Origin of the sequence: Phaeodactylibacter xiamenensis (assembly GCF_000759025.1) — a bacterium.
In the GTDB taxonomy this organism is placed as follows: Bacteria; Bacteroidota; Bacteroidia; order Chitinophagales; family Saprospiraceae; genus Phaeodactylibacter; species Phaeodactylibacter xiamenensis.
Genome location: NZ_JPOS01000029.1, coordinates 44,279 through 59,799, shown reverse-complemented (window position 1 = coordinate 59,799; position 15,521 = coordinate 44,279). Strand labels below are relative to the sequence as shown.

General features: G+C 49.6%; 13 protein-coding genes. 6 read left to right on the top strand and 7 right to left on the bottom strand.

Annotation, left to right across the window (positions count from 1 at the left end):
* Nucleotides 1-18: 18 nt before the first annotated feature.
* Nucleotides 19-2,442, top strand: a complete 2,424-nt coding sequence (locus tag IX84_RS11450; protein WP_044220385.1) for a T9SS type A sorting domain-containing protein — start codon at nt 19-21, stop codon at nt 2,440-2,442.
* A 16-nt stretch (nt 2,443-2,458) separates the two neighbouring features.
* Here the strand turns inward: IX84_RS11450 and IX84_RS11445 are convergent, their stop codons facing one another.
* The 3 genes from IX84_RS11445 to IX84_RS11435 form a co-directional block, all read right to left on the bottom strand.
* Nucleotides 2,459-3,205: a hypothetical protein gene (locus IX84_RS11445; RefSeq protein ID WP_044220384.1), complete on the bottom strand. Its 747-nt coding sequence runs from the start codon at nt 3,203-3,205 to the stop codon at nt 2,459-2,461.
* 134 nt (nt 3,206-3,339) lie between these two features.
* On the bottom strand, nt 3,340-3,891 hold the full coding sequence (locus tag IX84_RS32885; RefSeq protein ID WP_152605009.1) for a hypothetical protein: 552 nt from the start codon (nt 3,889-3,891) through the stop codon (nt 3,340-3,342).
* Nucleotides 3,892-3,961: 70 nt separating this feature from the next.
* Nucleotides 3,962-4,498, bottom strand: coding sequence for a hypothetical protein (locus IX84_RS11435; protein ID WP_044220382.1), 537 nt, complete (start codon nt 4,496-4,498; stop codon nt 3,962-3,964).
* Nucleotides 4,499-4,525: 27 nt separating this feature from the next.
* Between IX84_RS11435 and IX84_RS11430 the strand changes: the two genes are divergently transcribed.
* On the top strand, nt 4,526-5,743 hold the full coding sequence (locus tag IX84_RS11430; RefSeq protein ID WP_044220381.1) for an ISL3 family transposase: 1,218 nt from the start codon (nt 4,526-4,528) through the stop codon (nt 5,741-5,743).
* A 186-nt stretch (nt 5,744-5,929) separates the two neighbouring features.
* Here IX84_RS11430 and IX84_RS11425 read toward each other — a convergent pair whose 3' ends face one another.
* A complete protein-coding gene (locus IX84_RS11425; protein WP_052515752.1) occupies nt 5,930-7,210 on the bottom strand; it encodes a transposase in 1,281 nt (426 codons plus the stop codon).
* 171 nt (nt 7,211-7,381) lie between these two features.
* Between IX84_RS11425 and IX84_RS11420 the strand changes: the two genes are divergently transcribed.
* The gene (locus IX84_RS11420; RefSeq protein WP_044220380.1) at nt 7,382-8,059 is read left to right on the top strand and encodes a T9SS type A sorting domain-containing protein; all 678 of its coding nucleotides are present in this window, start codon (nt 7,382-7,384) and stop codon (nt 8,057-8,059) included.
* 108 nt (nt 8,060-8,167) lie between these two features.
* On the opposite strand, the gene IX84_RS11415 is transcribed toward IX84_RS11420, so the two are convergent.
* The 3 genes from IX84_RS11415 to IX84_RS11405 are packed head-to-tail and all read right to left on the bottom strand — an operon-like array spanning nt 8,168 to nt 11,683.
* A complete protein-coding gene (locus tag IX84_RS11415; RefSeq protein ID WP_044220378.1) occupies nt 8,168-8,920 on the bottom strand; it encodes a succinate dehydrogenase/fumarate reductase iron-sulfur subunit in 753 nt (250 codons plus the stop codon).
* A 42-nt stretch (nt 8,921-8,962) separates the two neighbouring features.
* Nucleotides 8,963-10,963, bottom strand: coding sequence for a fumarate reductase/succinate dehydrogenase flavoprotein subunit (locus IX84_RS11410; protein WP_044220376.1), 2,001 nt, complete (start codon nt 10,961-10,963; stop codon nt 8,963-8,965).
* A 30-nt stretch (nt 10,964-10,993) separates the two neighbouring features.
* Nucleotides 10,994-11,683, bottom strand: coding sequence for a succinate dehydrogenase cytochrome b subunit (locus IX84_RS11405; RefSeq protein ID WP_044145673.1), 690 nt, complete (start codon nt 11,681-11,683; stop codon nt 10,994-10,996).
* A 311-nt stretch (nt 11,684-11,994) separates the two neighbouring features.
* On the opposite strand from IX84_RS11405, the gene IX84_RS11400 reads away from it, so the two are divergent.
* The 3 genes from IX84_RS11400 (at nt 11,995) to IX84_RS11390 (ending at nt 15,491) form a co-directional block, all read left to right on the top strand.
* A complete protein-coding gene (locus IX84_RS11400; protein WP_044220374.1) occupies nt 11,995-12,507 on the top strand; it encodes a hypothetical protein in 513 nt (170 codons plus the stop codon).
* 99 nt (nt 12,508-12,606) lie between these two features.
* Entirely contained in the window at nt 12,607-14,844 is a 2,238-nt protein-coding gene (gene rnr, locus IX84_RS11395; RefSeq protein WP_044220373.1) for a ribonuclease R, read from the top strand.
* 2 nt (nt 14,845-14,846) lie between these two features.
* The gene (locus tag IX84_RS11390) at nt 14,847-15,491 is read left to right on the top strand and encodes a YdeI/OmpD-associated family protein (RefSeq protein ID WP_202965237.1); all 645 of its coding nucleotides are present in this window, start codon (nt 14,847-14,849) and stop codon (nt 15,489-15,491) included.
* Nucleotides 15,492-15,521 lie beyond the last annotated feature (30 nt).

The window sequence follows — 15,521 nt, the reverse complement described above, 5'->3', positions numbered from 1 at the left end:
CAATAAAGTAAGCTTTGCATGATGAGAATTTACAGTTTGTTTTTATTGGGGCTATTATTGCCTGCTTTTTTGCGGGCGCAGTGTGCCCCGCCTGAGGCCGAGGCCCTTCTGTTTGGAAATGAGATGCAGGCTATGATTAAGAGTGGCGGAGATGGATTTTGGGGATTTAAATTCTACGATGCCGCACTATTCAATCAGGCTAGTCCACTAGAGTCTGAAGCTCTTTGGCTGGGAGGGAAAACACCCGATGGACAACTCCGTGTAGCAGCCCAAACTTTTGGAAGAAAAAACGGGCAGCACGGCTACCACCCAGGGCCACTTCCCCAAGGAGAAGGCCCACTTGATTCTGCTTATTGTGCGCAGTGGGACCGGCTATGGAGTGTCCGGGGCATGGACATACAGGCACACATTGCCGACTTTGAAGATAATGGCATTATTGACGAACCCATTGATGCTATTTTACAATGGCCCGCACGGGGCAATCCTCATTTTTTGGAACAGTTTGGCTTTGAGCTGCCAGAAGATGAAAATGGGCTTGCTCCATTTGCTGATCTTGATGAAGACGGATGGTATGAGCCTATGGAGGGAGACTACCCCTCTGTTGAGGCAACAGATGCAATCCCTGCTCAAATCATCTGGACGGTCTTTAACGATGCTCAGGGACAATCCAGTATTGTAGATACACCACCTATGAATATGGAGGTACAGCGCACCGTTTGGACCCTTGGCTGCGGAGGGCATCCGCTAGACCGGACTATATTTGTTGACTTTAAGGTCATTAATCGTAGTCCTACGACACTGGATTCTATGCATCTGGCAATTTTCAATTCCTTTAAAATTGGCTGTTCTTTAATTGAATATGTTGGATCCTCTCCTGACCATCATGCATTTTTTACCTACGACTGGCAAAATACCCAGCCTGTTGAGTGTGGGCAAAATGAACATCCTGGATTTGGGGAAAATCCACCCGTTTTAGCAACAGTATTTCTGAACCATCCGATGACATCCTTTACTTATCACAACCTCAATAAGCATTCTGAAAAATCGAGACCTAAAAAATCACAACACTGCTTCAACTATATGACAGCCCGATGGCGGGATGGCACACCTCTCACAGCTATCGGCGATGGCTATTGGGGCACTGCACCTGTTACCAGTTTTGCTTTCTACGGGAACCCTAACAACCTTTCTGAATGGTCTATGAGATCCGAAACCATCTACAATGATTATTCAAACTTCAAAGGTGTAGGCAGTACCTGGCTCGGAAGCCTGGCACCAGGAGAAGCAAAGGAGGTGCATACTGCCCGGTTGTACGTAAGGGAGCCTGGGTTGAACCACATGGAAAATGTCAACGCGATGTACGGGCAGCTTGATGCATTACACGAAGGTTATGCCGACCGGTTCGCAACAGCCTGTGAACAACAGATTTGCGAAACAGACTGTGTCTGGCCCGGAGACACCAATAAAGACGGTATTGCAAACCATTACGACTTGCTCCCTATTGCTGCCTGGCAGGGCACCACAGGTCCGGAGCGTAGCGGCTTCTTCTGGGCGCCTCAGCTTGCGGCTCCATGGTCGGGGACACAGGTTTCGGGACAAAACCTCAAACACGCTGATGCTAATGGTGATGGCACTATTGACCTGCAAGACGCCCGGGTTTGTGGGCTCAACCTAGGCAAGGCCCTATCAGATTATATACCACCTGCCGCTAACTACCCCTCCGGTCCCGACCTCCTCATCAAGGGATTTGGGAACGCTCCGCCCTGGAGTGATGTATTTAATCAAAACAATCAACTAGCCAACAAAATAAACATTGACTTGCGGGAGATTCCCGGGCTTGCCGCGCTGGCTTTCACGCTGGAGTTTGATACGGGCTATGTGAAAAACATTTCAACCCTCTATCTGGATGAAGACTTCTTCCCCATCAGGATTGAGCCCGACCGGACCTTGTTTTACCGGGAACGGATTGAAGAGGGCGCAATAGATATTGCAGTAGCACACCCGGACGAATCGGTCCCTCTCTCCGGTGAAATCATCAGGATTTTTCTAAGTCTGCTCCCGGAAGAAGACCTCCCCGGAGACCAGGTAGAATTCCGCATCAAAAACCCTTGGGGTATTATGTTTGACGGGACGTATATTCTTCTCGGTGCCAATACCCGGACTTTTTTCACAGAAGAACAGCCGATCTCCACCGATAATGAACAAATCGCTCCCCTCCACCTCTTCCCCAACCCCACCATCGGGCAGCTCCACGTACAATTCCCCGGGCAGCAGGTGGAACAACTGGAAGTCTGGAACAGCACCGGACAGGCTGTTCGCCGCGCGCAGGGCCCCTTCCATGAGCAGCATACGCTGGATTTGAGCGGGCTGCCGGCGGGGCTTTATACTCTCCGGGCGCGGATGGAAATGGGGATATGGGTGGAAAAGGTGGTGATGCGTTGATCCTCAATACGGGGGTCTACTTTTCACAATACAATATTTCCGGCATCCGGCTGAGCAAATCATGGAGCAGTGGGTACGCTAAGGGCACATCGAAGCCGGAAAAGGTATCAACCCCGGAGGAGCTGTAGAGGGTAACCGTATTCATCAGTAATGCATCCTCGGCTGGCCCCTGCCAAAGATGGAAAGTAGTTGGGTTGATTCGGCTCAGTTCTGTTGAAAGTTGTTCCTTTATTTCATCGCGAACTTTGCAGGTGTGAATAGTCGTGCCTGGCTTCAAATGCTCCTTCAACACGGACTGTATTTGTGCATGTCCGTTTGGATATAGCACTATCTTTTCCGCCAGTGATGCTTTCTTTTGATTAATCCAGTAGTGCCGTTCCACCAAAACAGAATCCCAATTCGTTTGTCCGTTCCAACTGGATAACCTTACAAACTGTTGCCCTCCCAGGTACTCAAACAGGTTTCGGTGTTTGGACGGGTTGACCGCTAAAAGCTCCAAAAACAGGGAGTCATTGGTTTGGGTGAAGTGGAAAATCGCAGTGTCTTGTCCATACATAATTTGGAGCTGACCGCCTTTAATAGTGTAGGGAAAAGTCCTGGAAATTGTGTTTTCTGTAATGACCACCTCATTGGTTGAAAAGGTTAGGGTTGCCAAATCGCTGGATACCCAGTGCGAGGAAGGCAAAGGAGAAGATTGGCAACCTGCCTCGACTATGATCAGAAGGGCAATGATCCATAATACTGTGCTTTGAGCTGATTTCATGCTACACCCTGATGGGTTCACTATTATGTTATGCTAAGACCGCTTAGTCAGGTTGCGATTCTTATGTCGCCACCTGACTTGAAGCCTAATTTAATGCAGTTGTCCCTAGATTTGTCCAACCCTAAAAAGGTATCTCAATTCAAAAACCTGCTCTCTCCTAATCGATAGCCCCCATTTTCACTCAGGACTTCATACTGAATAAGCCGCACGTTTTTATTCCAAAAAAAGCAGGCATTAATGAATGAGGTACCATCGTCTGCTGCATCTTCTATACGATAGCGGTCAGAGCATACTAATATTGCATTCAGCCTATTTTGCATCATAAAGGAGGCCGTGTAGTAATCAAAGCCTTTTTCCTCAAAGTCATCTGCGGAGACTTCAATAATCTCAACCTCTTTAAATCGTGCATTAAGCGCCTCAATATTAAAAGAAGATATAGAAAAGTCATAGTTGGATAAACCTAGCAAACCGGAAAGCATAGAAGAGTCCTTACGTATCAACACATTTACCAAACCGATTCGTGCAGACGACTGCTTAGCCAGGTCTTTCCTTATCCTAAACTTACTTTTGCCCTCAATAACAATATCTTCTATTATTTGCTCTATCAATGGATTGACACCTCCACTCCCTGAATAACAAGCACTTAAGCAAACCGTTAGTCCGATTAGGCAAATGAGTCTTAACATCCTAAAGATAAATTTGGATTAAGCGTCAATAGCTCTTGGTGGGGGTTAGAGTAAGAGTACCTCCAGAGAACTATTGATTAACATTGTTGATGAGCCCTTTTAGATAACATGGCAACTCCGCGATGCTAACCCTTTTCTTAATAATAAATCCGTCACCAACCAGTTTAACCTCAATTGTTTCAAACCTATTTCCATTTGAGTTATTAATTACCCCGCTGGAAAACATAATCCATAGCTTTTCTTCTAATGAAAAACTGCCACAGCTGGTGTCGCTTATGGTGATATCTTTTGGAGACAATCTAATTTCATTGAACTTTCCATCTTCAAATTGGATATTAGATAAATAATTAAAATCAAGTATTATCTCATTTGGAATTCTATGCAGAATTAAATCTGATGTAAATGGAGTTGCCAGCAAACAGCTGTCTTCAGCATGTAATTGTATGGTTTGGGAATCCACATCTTTCACTCTTATCAATAAATTTGAGGACTGATCGATATCACAATGTCGATAATAAGTCCCCTCGTACTTGTATGCCTTTGTCTTTTCGTCGTACATCCATTTTTCCGGAGGAGTGTTTAGGGGAAAAAATTGGCTCTTCGCCATTAATAGTGGGTTTTGTATTTTTAGCAGATGAAAGACACCGAACTATTTGCAGCAGCCCTAGCGCTAAAGTCACCGTGGTATATCAAGAAAATTGACTTTCGAGATGCAGCACAAGGAGAAAAGGAGCTCCATATTGAAGTAGACCACCATAAGCGGGTCAAATTTGAGTACGAGGGCGAGCTGTGCCCTGTGCACGATCATCAATTGCGGAGTTGGCGGCATCTGCGTTTTTTCCAACATGACTGCTATCTGCACGCACGTGTGCCGCGGGTGAAGACGGAGTCAGGAGAGGTACGCCTGGTAGCTGTGCCCTGGGCTGAGCCGGGCAGCTCCTTTACCCTTTTGTTTGAGCTTGACGTTCTAAAGCTTATGGATAAAGGCATGAGCGCCTCTGCAGTTGGCCGCCACTACAGCTTTGATTCCCGTATAGCTAGCCGTATAGTGGGCCGCCATGTAAGCAACGCTTTGGCTACTCAGGAGCTAAGAGCGGTCAAGGACCTATCTGTCGATGAGACCTCACGAAAGAAAGGGCACAACTACCTGACCATCCTATGTGACCGGCAAGCTAAAAAGGTAGTAGGCGTATCTCTGGGCAAAGACCAAAAAGCTGTAGGCGAAGCACTTATCGATATGGAAGCTCGTGGCGCAGACAGAACCACAGTACGGTCGGTGACTCTAGATATGTCACGCTCCTACATCGCAGCCTGCGAATCCTACATGCCACAAGCCGAGATGGTTTTTGACCGCTTTCATTTAGTCAAAAAGCTTAATGAAGCCATTGATACTATTCGAAGGGCAGAACAAAAGCAGTTCAAGGAGGCGCTCAAGCACAGCCGGTATTTATGGCTGCGCAATGCCAGCAAGTTATCTCAAAAGCAGCAACAGCGCCTGGACTTGTTAAAAGAAGCATTCCCTAACCTGGGCCAGGCCTACCGTCTTAAAGAGCTATTCCGGGAAGTTTTCGATGCGGCTCAGTTCACCAAGCGCCTCAAGCCGCTCAATGAGTGGATAAAGATGGCTTGGGACAGCGGGATCAAGCCCATCCAGGAGTTTGTCAATATGCTCCATGACCATTGGTACGGTATAAAGACCTACTTCAAAAGATTGGCTAATAATGCTTTCGCTGAGGGGGTAAACCTAAAGATTCAGGAAATAAAGAGAATTGCCAGAGGCTATCGGAACCCACACAATTTCATCCTTATGATCTATTTCAAACTCGGAGGACTTGATTTGAAAATCCACTAAATATGGCGAAGAGCCAAAAAATTCAATAAAATTATCTGATGCTGTTATTACTCCAAAATTTGGCGCATACCATTTACCTGTGATTTTACTTTCAGGTTTATAACACCCTATAAACAATAATGAAACCAACATGATTTGAGCTACTCGCATGACTTATCGCAGTTCAGCGATTCTCGGTTTAGAATATTATTCTAGCAAAGGGAAATCTAAAGAAGGTCCTTTTGCGATAAATTTATAAATAGCGTTCATTGACAAAGCAGGCATAAGATCAAAGACTTGTCGGACTTTTTGCCACAGGTTCTTTTTGGAACCACTTTTTTGCCAGGCTTTTCGAAAAACAAAATCCAAAGCCTGACTAATTTGGTCGACCAAAAACGCCAGTAGCATGAGTAGGGCAAAATTGGTAGCCAGATATTTTTTACCATGCCCATAGTTATGTTCCAGATGGTACCCTTGATTTTTCAAGGTGTTGAAAGTTTCATTTTCAATTTTCCACCGCGAACGACCTACGGCTACGACCTCTTTGACATTGGCTTTAGTAATTGGAATATCTGTAATCCAGCTATTGGCATAAACGGTTTTACCCGTTTTGATGTCTACTTGCTGGTATTCCACATAGTTGACCAATTGTTCCTGATGCTGGCCATTGAGAATCAAGCCATTGACAAATCGAACGGTGCTCTTCGTTTTTCCGTTTGACCAGGAATGTTGCTCCAGCTTATTTTGCTCAGCCAGGCGCTGAGCCTGGGCCAAGACATAGCCCTCTTTGATGGCAATAACAAAGCTGGCCTGATGTTCTTTGATCAGTTTAACCATGGGGCCAGTAGCATAAAGCCCATCCAGCACAAAGAGCAATTTATCTTGCTTTAGCTCTTTGCATATTCTTGGAATAAGGCGTTTTGCTGCATTTTGCTCGCAATCATTTTTAGTGGCTCCATCTTGACGGACAATGGCTTCGCCGCCTACAGGAAAAACGGTCTTTACATCTGGATGCATTTGTACGGCACCCAACATCTGGTGATAATAACGTTTTTCTCCGTTGCGTAGGGTTTTAACCAAACAATGAGGACAGGACTTTTTACCAGAGCAAAAATAGCCGGTGCCGTCGATGCTAATAGAGGTATAACCATCAAGAACCTGACGAGATTCCCAAAGGCCCTCGCTGCGTAACTCATCAATGAGTACAGGGAAGGCCGGATGCAATTGCGTCGGATTAACCCCGTCAATAGTTTCGCGAAGAGCCGTGTCTTCTGGTATTTGCTCAACACCATAGACCGTGCGCAGGTTATGCTTACGAACTTCACACTGGAAATTCTGCCGAAACATCAGCAACGAAGGCGATTTGAGCGAAAACATGGCAAATGCACCTTTTAAAACGTCGGCCAGCATATAGCTCGCATTTGAACGCCTGTGGTCTTTAATCTGGCCAAAAAATTGGCCCAATTGTTTTGTCAAGTAATCAAACATCCAACTTTTTGGATGCAGCTTAATATTCTTTGACTTTTTAACCAAATTTTATTTCAAACCGAGAATCGCTGGTCTCAGTTTGCCTACTGCGTCAATAACGAAAATGAAGGAGTCCGCCTTTTTGACTTTAATCGTGCTACCGGGCTGTTCAGCAACTCCAGGTTTTTTCCAATGCCTGAGGATGACGGGTTCCAGGCCGGTACTGCTTTTTCCCCGAGCGGTCAGTACCTCTACGCAAGCTACAAGTTTGAGCTGTACCAATACGACCTTTGGGCACCTGATATTGAGGCCAGCCGCATTCTCATTGATACTTACGATGGGTACGCCTACCCCGTACCTACTCACTTTTCAAACATGCAATTAGGGCCGGACTGCCGGATTTATGTCTTCTGTGCAAGTTGTACTACGATCCACGTCATCCATAATCCGGACGAAGGAGGAACAGACTGCAACTTCGAGCAAAATGCCATCCAGCTGCCTTTTGGCATGCGGCAACATTCAAACTCTATTTACCCCAACTACCGCCTTGGGCCCATTGATAATCCAGGTGAGCCCTGTGACCCAGGTATTGTCAACAGTTCCAGCACACTGCTTCCTGCGAAGGGCATTTCCCTTTTCCCCAATCCTTCGTCAGGGGAGGCTATCCATCTTCAAACCGGCTGGACGGAAGCCAATACGGCAGAGGCCATACTGTTTAATGCCCTTGGGCAGCCGGTTTGGCAACGTACCCTGGAGCTCTTCGGCGGCAATGCCACCTTCCAACTGGACCACTTGCCGGAAGGCTGGTATCAGCTGAGCCTCCGGGCGGAAGGGGAGCAAAACGTTATTCCGCTTATGATTCAGCGGTAGGGCTGCTAAGGGTAAAGATTAAATCCAAGTAACACACCAAAAACAAAAGCCGCTGCCCAAAACAGACAGCGGCTTTTCTGCGAATTCACTTAAATTTTCGTCGGCTTGCTAGACCGTGGTCTCTGACCCCAGTGCGGAGGACAGGTACTCGCGGTTCAGCTTAGCGATATTCTCTACGGAGATGCCTTTGGGGCACTCTGCTTCACATGCGGTGATGTTGGAGCACATGCCAAAGCCTTCGTCGTCCATCTGCTTGACCATCGCCTGAGCGCGGCGCTTGGCCTCTACTTCACCCTGTGGCAAACGGCCCAGGTGCGCGACTTTGGCACTGACGAACAACATAGCCGAAGCATTTGGGCAAGCGGCCACACAGGCACCGCAGCCAATACACGCTGCAGCATCAAAGGCACTGGCAGCCGTTTCCTTCTCAATTGGAATGGCATTGCCGTCCTGTGCCTGACCGGTGTTGATGGAAATGTACCCACCTGCCTGAATGATGCGGTCAAAGGAATCGCGGGTAACCACGAGGTCCTTGATGACCGGGAATGCACTGGCGCGGAACGGCTCGATCACAATGGTTTCTCCGTCCTTAAAGTGGCGCATGTGCAGCTGACAGGTAGTCGTACCTTGCATAGGACCGTGCGGCTCTCCGTTGATCACCATGCTGCAGGTACCACAGATGCCCTCCCGGCAATCGTGCTCAAAGGCAACGGGCTCCTCTTTTTTGGAGATCAGGTCCTCGTTAAGGACGTCCAGCATTTCCAGGAATGACATGTGGGGGGTCGCCTCTACCGTGTAGGTTTCAAACTTCCCCTTAGCGTTGGCGCTTTTCTGGCGCCATATTTTTAATGTGAGTTTCATGTTCTTTGATTTTGTAGTTGAAGCAATTGGGTGTCAGGAAGCTTATTTATAGCTCCGGGTCTTCAACTCTACATTTTCAAATACCAGCTCTTCCTTGTGGAGTTTCGGGTCTTCGTCCCAACCGGTATACTCCCAGGCAGACACATAGGCGTAGTTCTCATCATCACGCAGTGCCTCGCCTTCTTCTGTTTGGTATTCCTCACGGAAGTGACCGCCGCAGGACTCCTGACGGTCAAGGGCATCTACGACCATCAACTCGCCCAGTTCAAAGAAGTCCGCCACGCGGTGAGCTTTCTCCAGCTCAGGGTTGTAGTCCTTCGCGTCACCGGGGATGAAGACGTCTTTGTAAAACTCTTCGCGCAGCTCCTGAATCATCTTGCGGGCTTTCTTGAGGCCATCTGCATTGCGCGACATGCCGCAGTATTCCCACATGATTTTACCCAGGCGGCGGTGGAAGCTCTCTACAGACTGATTGCCCTTGATGTTCATCAGCTGATTGAGGCGGTTTTCCACGTCTTTCTCCGTCTGCTCGAATTCCGGGCTGTTCGGATCGATCATCGGCGTACGGATTTCCTGGCTGAGGAATTGGCCAATGGTGTAAGGCAGTACGAAGTAACCGTCTGCCAGTCCCTGCATGAGCGCGGAGGCACCCAGGCGATTGGCACCGTGGTCGGAGAAGTTGGCTTCTCCGGTAGCGAAGAGGCCCGGGATATTCGTCTCCAGATTGTAGTCTACCCAAAGACCGCCCATGGTGTAGTGTACTGCCGGATAGATTTTCATAGGCGTTTGATAAGGATTCTCGCCGGTAATCTTTTCGTACATCTCGAAGAGGTTACCGTACTTTTCCTCAACCACCTTTTCGCCCAGCTCTTTGATTTTAGCTTCGCTTGGATTACTGATGCCTTTGGTATTGGCTTCTGCCTGACCGTAGCGCATGATCGCCGATTCGAAATCGAGGAATACCGCCAGTCCGGTTGGTGCCACGCCAAGCCCTTCGTCACAGGCTACTTTGGCCGCGCGGGAAGCTACGTCACGTGGTACGAGGTTACCGAATGCCGGGTAGCGGCGCTCCAGGTAGTAATCGCGGTCTGCCTCCGGAATATCGTTTCCGGTTTTTCGACCCTCGCGGATGGCTTGTGCGTCCTCCTGCTTTTTCGGTACCCAAACCCGGCCGTCATTACGCAGCGACTCCGACATGAGCGTCAGCTTGGACTGATACTCCCCAGACTGCGGGATACAGGTCGGGTGGATTTGCGTAAAGCAAGGGTTTGCCATGTAGGCTCCGCGGCGCACCGCACGCCATGCGGCGGTACCGTTGGAATTCATGGCGTTGGTAGACAGGTAGAAAACGTTGCCATAGCCACCGGAGGCCAACACCACACAGTGGGCTGCGTGGCGCTCCAGTTCACCGGTAAGCAGGTTACGGGCAATGATACCCCGCGCCTTGCCATCCTGAATGACAACGTCCAGCATTTCATGGCGGTTGTACATTTTCACGCTGCCTTTGGAAATCTGCCGCGACAGGGACTGATAGGCACCGAGCAACAGCTGCTGTCCGGTCTGTCCCCGTGCGTAGAACGTCCGGCTTACCTGCACCCCGCCGAAAGAGCGGTTGGCCAGGAGTCCGCCGTATTCGCGGGCGAAAGGCACGCCCTGCGCCACCGCCTGATCGATGATATTGCGGCTCACCTCTGCCAGGCGGTGCACATTTGCTTCCCGGGAACGGTAGTCGCCCCCCTTGATGGTATCGTAAAACAGGCGATAGACGCTATCACCGTCATTTTGGTAGTTTTTGGCGGCATTAATACCACCCTGAGCGGCGATACTGTGCGCCCGGCGGGGGCTGTCGTGGAACGTGAACGCTTTCACCTTGTAGCCCAGCTCGCCCAGTGTAGCTGCCGCAGCAGCGCCCGCAAGACCTGTACCGACAACGATGACTTCGATGCGGCGTTTGTTGTTGGGTGCCACCAGATTCATGGTACCGCGGTAACGCGTCCATTTCTCCGCTAATGGCCCCGGAGGAGTATTACTTTGAAAAGGCATATCAATCAAGTTTTGCAGTTGTCAGATAAATTAACCCCTGAGGTACATCACGATAGGAATGACCGCGAAACCAAGTGGGATGAGTATAGCGTAAGCTTTGCCAAGCCCCTGAATAAACGGGGTGTACTTGCGATGGTTGATGCCCAGCGTCTGAAAAGCCGACTGGAAACCGTGGACCAGGTGGTACCCGATCACGACCATAGATACGACGTAAAAAATGACAAAGCCGATATTTTCGTAAGCCGTGGATACCAGCGCGTACAAGTCCTTCACTTCCTTACCATCGTAGGTAGCCATTGGTGTTGCACCGAGCTTCATTTGCAGCCAGAACTGATACATGTGCACGGCAATGAATACAAAAATAATCGTACCCAGCCAGCCCATGTTGCTTGCCGCAAAGCTGTTGGTGCCTGCCACCTTGTTTACCTTCACGGCATAACGCTCAGCGCCCCGGGCTTTCCGGTTTTTGCGCCAAAGTGCCCAGCCCTGAATGGCGTGGAGCAAAATACCCGCGTACAGCAAATAGGAAGTTGTCTTGATTAGCGGATTGGTCGTCATAAACTCGGCGTAAAGGTTGAACGCCTTGCCCCCGTCCCCTGCCAATAGCTGCAGGTTACCAACAAGGTGAACGACCAGGAAAACGATGAGAAACAATCCGGTCAGACTCATCACTACCTTCCTGCCAATTGAAGATGTCAAAAAATTTGAAAACCAGCTCATGTTTTTTGCTTTTTCAGTTGTGTGCAGCCTGCTAAGAGGCTTGTTTAGCGTTTTAGTTAGTCTCGTAAAAGTAGTAACAAAATCTATGGATATTGACAAAGACCACCAAGTATTGTTTGGTTGACTTAAATCACAAAAGTTATTTAGAATCGTTTCAAATTATACAGGATTAGTATGCTTAAACTCGGGGCGGGTGCAAACAAAAACACTATCTGGCATCGTTCTATAGATAGAATAAAGACAAAAAAACGAAAATCGTGGCAGTCCGATTCCTCAGGAAATAGCCCCGGCTGCCAATAGTTACAATTTTTATGGACAAGCCAAAACGGCAACCTAAAGTTAGTTTTTCCCACTTTCTAGATAAGTTCCCTGAAGTTCCCCTGCCCATTACGCTCGCAGAGGAAGCCCACCATGCTTTTAGTCAGAAAAACGATCCGCTGCCGGCCGTGATGATCGAGCAGTTCATCCTTCCCATTGAAGGGCAGCCGATGGACGACTATACAGAGTTTGTGCCCTGTATGCGCATCCCCGACACCCATGATTTTCATGCGATCATTTACTGGCGGGCGATGCTGATGTCTTATCAGTATTCTCTGGTGACCTTCAACAAAAAAGGCGAGCTAATCGACAAACGGGTCATCGCGGGAACCATCTCACAGGGCGGCACGTTGACCACCTCAGTAGCTACAATCGAAGACGATTGGAAGATTTACATCGTTTCTGGTCAGAGCCAGGCGAATCAAAATAAAGGGTTTGACCCGGCTAAGAGCACTGCCAACCGTTTGGAGCTCTTGCCTGAAGGGCAAATCACAGAACACATTTAATTTATTACTGACTTACCCACAAATTTCCGGTCCTGTAGCCCTGCGCTTGCCAACCTCGCCAAGGACCGGACAACGATTTTCTAAACACCCAAAAATATCATGAGTAAAAACAGAAAACACAACTCCAAAAAGACTGGCCGTAAACTCAGCGCCAGTCAGCTGCGCGAAGAAGTTTTGAAGCTCTTCCGCCGCCACCCAAAGAAACAACTGAACCCCAAACAGATTGTCCGAAAGTTAAAAGTCGCCAACAACAGAGATTCTGTGCAGGATGCGCTGGAAAAGCTTTCCGAAAGCAACGAACTGAAGCCCACCGGCGACTACAAGTTCAAGCTCAACCGGCAGGACCACGCCGCCCGTAGCAATGGGCAGTACGCCACTGGCATAGTGGATATGACTCGCAGTGGCGATGCTTATATTGTCTGTGAAGGGCAGGAGCAGGACGTCCACGTTTCTGCCAAGTACCTGAATACAGCTATGAATGGCGACAAAGTCAAAATTCGAACCTGGACGCCCTCGGGCCGCCGCAAACCGGAAGGCGAAGTCGAGCAAATCCTGGAGCGTGCCCGCGACCACTTCATCGGCACGCTTTGGATGTACCCCAAGCACGCGGTAGTAACCATTGATATCGTGCCCCCTATTGATGTGGAGGTGAACATGAAGGATATGCCACAGGCTAGCGATGAGGACCGGGTAGTCGTACGTATAGACGAGTGGCCCGACCGCCACAAGCACAACCCGAAAGGTACAATCACAACGGTACTGGGCAAAGCCGGCAGCAGCGATATTGAGATGAAGACCATTTTGGTCAACAACGGCTTTGACCTGGAATTCCCGCAAGATGTCAAACGGGAAGCCGAGTACCTGCCCGCGCGGATCAGCGAAGAGGAAATCAAGCGCCGCCGCGACCTGCGGGAGGTAACCACTATCACCGTTGACCCCGAGGATGCCAAGGACTTTGACGATGCCCTGTCCATCCGCCACCTGGAAAACGGGGAGATAGAAGTTGGCGTGCACATTGCGGATGTCACGCACTACGTCAAGGAAGGCAATCCGCTGGACAAGGAAGCCTTCAACCGTTCCACCTCCGTTTATCTGGTGGACCGGGTGCTGCCAATGCTGCCCGAGCGCCTGTCTAATGACCTGTGCTCTTTGCGCCCTAATGTCGACCGGCTGGCTTTTTCTGCTCTGTTTGTCTTTAATAAGAGCAATAAGATCATTAACCGGTGGTTTGGCAAAACGGTCATCCACTCGGATCAGCGGTTCACCTACGAAGAGGCACAGGAGCGCATTGAAGGACAGGGCGGCAGTTTTGCCCAGGAAATTCAGCAACTGGCTAAGCTCGCCCGTCATTTGCGGAAGCAACGCTACAAGGAAGGCGCTATCAATTTTGAGACAGAGGAGGTAAAATTCCGACTGGACAAAGACGCCGTTCCCGTGGAGGTTTATATCAAAGAGCGCAAGGAAGCGCACATGATGATTGAGGACTTCATGCTGCTGGCCAACCGGGAGGTGGCACAGTTTATTAGCCTGAAAGGACGGGACCAGGAAATCCCCTATGTCTATCGTATCCACGATGAGCCTGACCCGGACAAAGTCATGGAGCTTTCCCGCTTTGCCCGCGAGATGGGCTTCGATATGAATATCAGTTCTCCGGAGCAGGTTGCCAAAGCTTACAACCGCCTGGCACAGGAAGTACAAAAGCGCCCTGAACTGCGCCTGCTGAGCCCATTGGCCATCCGTACCATGGCCAAGGCCGCCTACTCCACCGAAAATATCGGGCACTACGGGCTGGGCTTTGAGTATTACACCCACTTCACCTCCCCTATCCGGCGCTATTCTGATGTACTGGCGCACCGATTGCTGGAGCCAAACCTAAGCCACAACGACTTCTACCGCGTCAACAAATCGCGCCTGGAAGATCAGTGCAGCCACATTTCCAAAAAGGAGCGCAACGCCATCACCGCCGAGCGCGAGTCCATCAAGTACAAGCAGGTGGAGTACATTGAGAAGCACATTGGCGAAGAATTCGATGGCTTTATCAATGGCATGATGGACCGGGGCTTCTTTGTGGAGCTGGAAGCCGGCCTGATCGAAGGCATGGTGCCTTTTGAAACGCTGGATGAACCATTTGATGTATCGGATTCCCGCCTGCGCATGGTTGGGGCCTTTTCCAAAAAGGAGTACAAAATGGGACAGCGCGTACGGGTGCGCATCGCCCGGGCTGACCTCGCCAAGCGGCAAATCGAAATGGATTGGGTGCGGGAAGAAACCGTGCCTGCGGGCAGTGGCGGCAACAACGGCAAAAGCCATAACCGCAACAAACGCCGGAAGCGCTAAACATGATGCAGACGACTGTAGAGGGTTACCTTACGGAAGGCTGTGGCCGGTGCCCGTTGGGCGGTACACCCGGATGCAAAGTGCATGCCTGGAGCGCTGAACTGCACGCGCTCCGGGGCATCTTGTCCAAAAGCGGCTTAATAGAAACGGCAAAGTGGGGCGTGCCCTGCTACACCCTCAATGGCAAAAACGTGCTCTTGCTCAGTGCTTTCAAAAACCACTGCGCGATCAGCTTCTTCAAAGGGGCGCTGCTCAAAGATGATGCAGGGCTCCTTTCCACCCCCGGCCCTAACTCCCAAGCCTCCCGCTTGCTGAAGTTTACCAGCCCGGATGCTGTCGAGGCACTAAGGGAAGCCACCCATGATTTCATTCAACAGGCTATTGCAATCGAAAATGCGGGCTTACAAATCGAGCTCAATAAAAGCCCGGAGCCCTGGCCGGAAGAGCTGCAGGAGTGGCTGGAGCAGGACCCTGTCCTCAAAGACGCCTTTGAAGCGCTCACCCCAGGCAGGCAGAGAGGGTATGTCCTTTATTTTTCCGCCCCCAAGCAGTCCAAAACCCGGATTTCCCGTATCGAAAAGTGTGTGGACAAAATCATGAACGGGGAAGGGCTGCATGATGCCTACCAAAAGAAGGGGAAAGCGTAATTCTTCACTTGATCATTTACTTCCGTCACT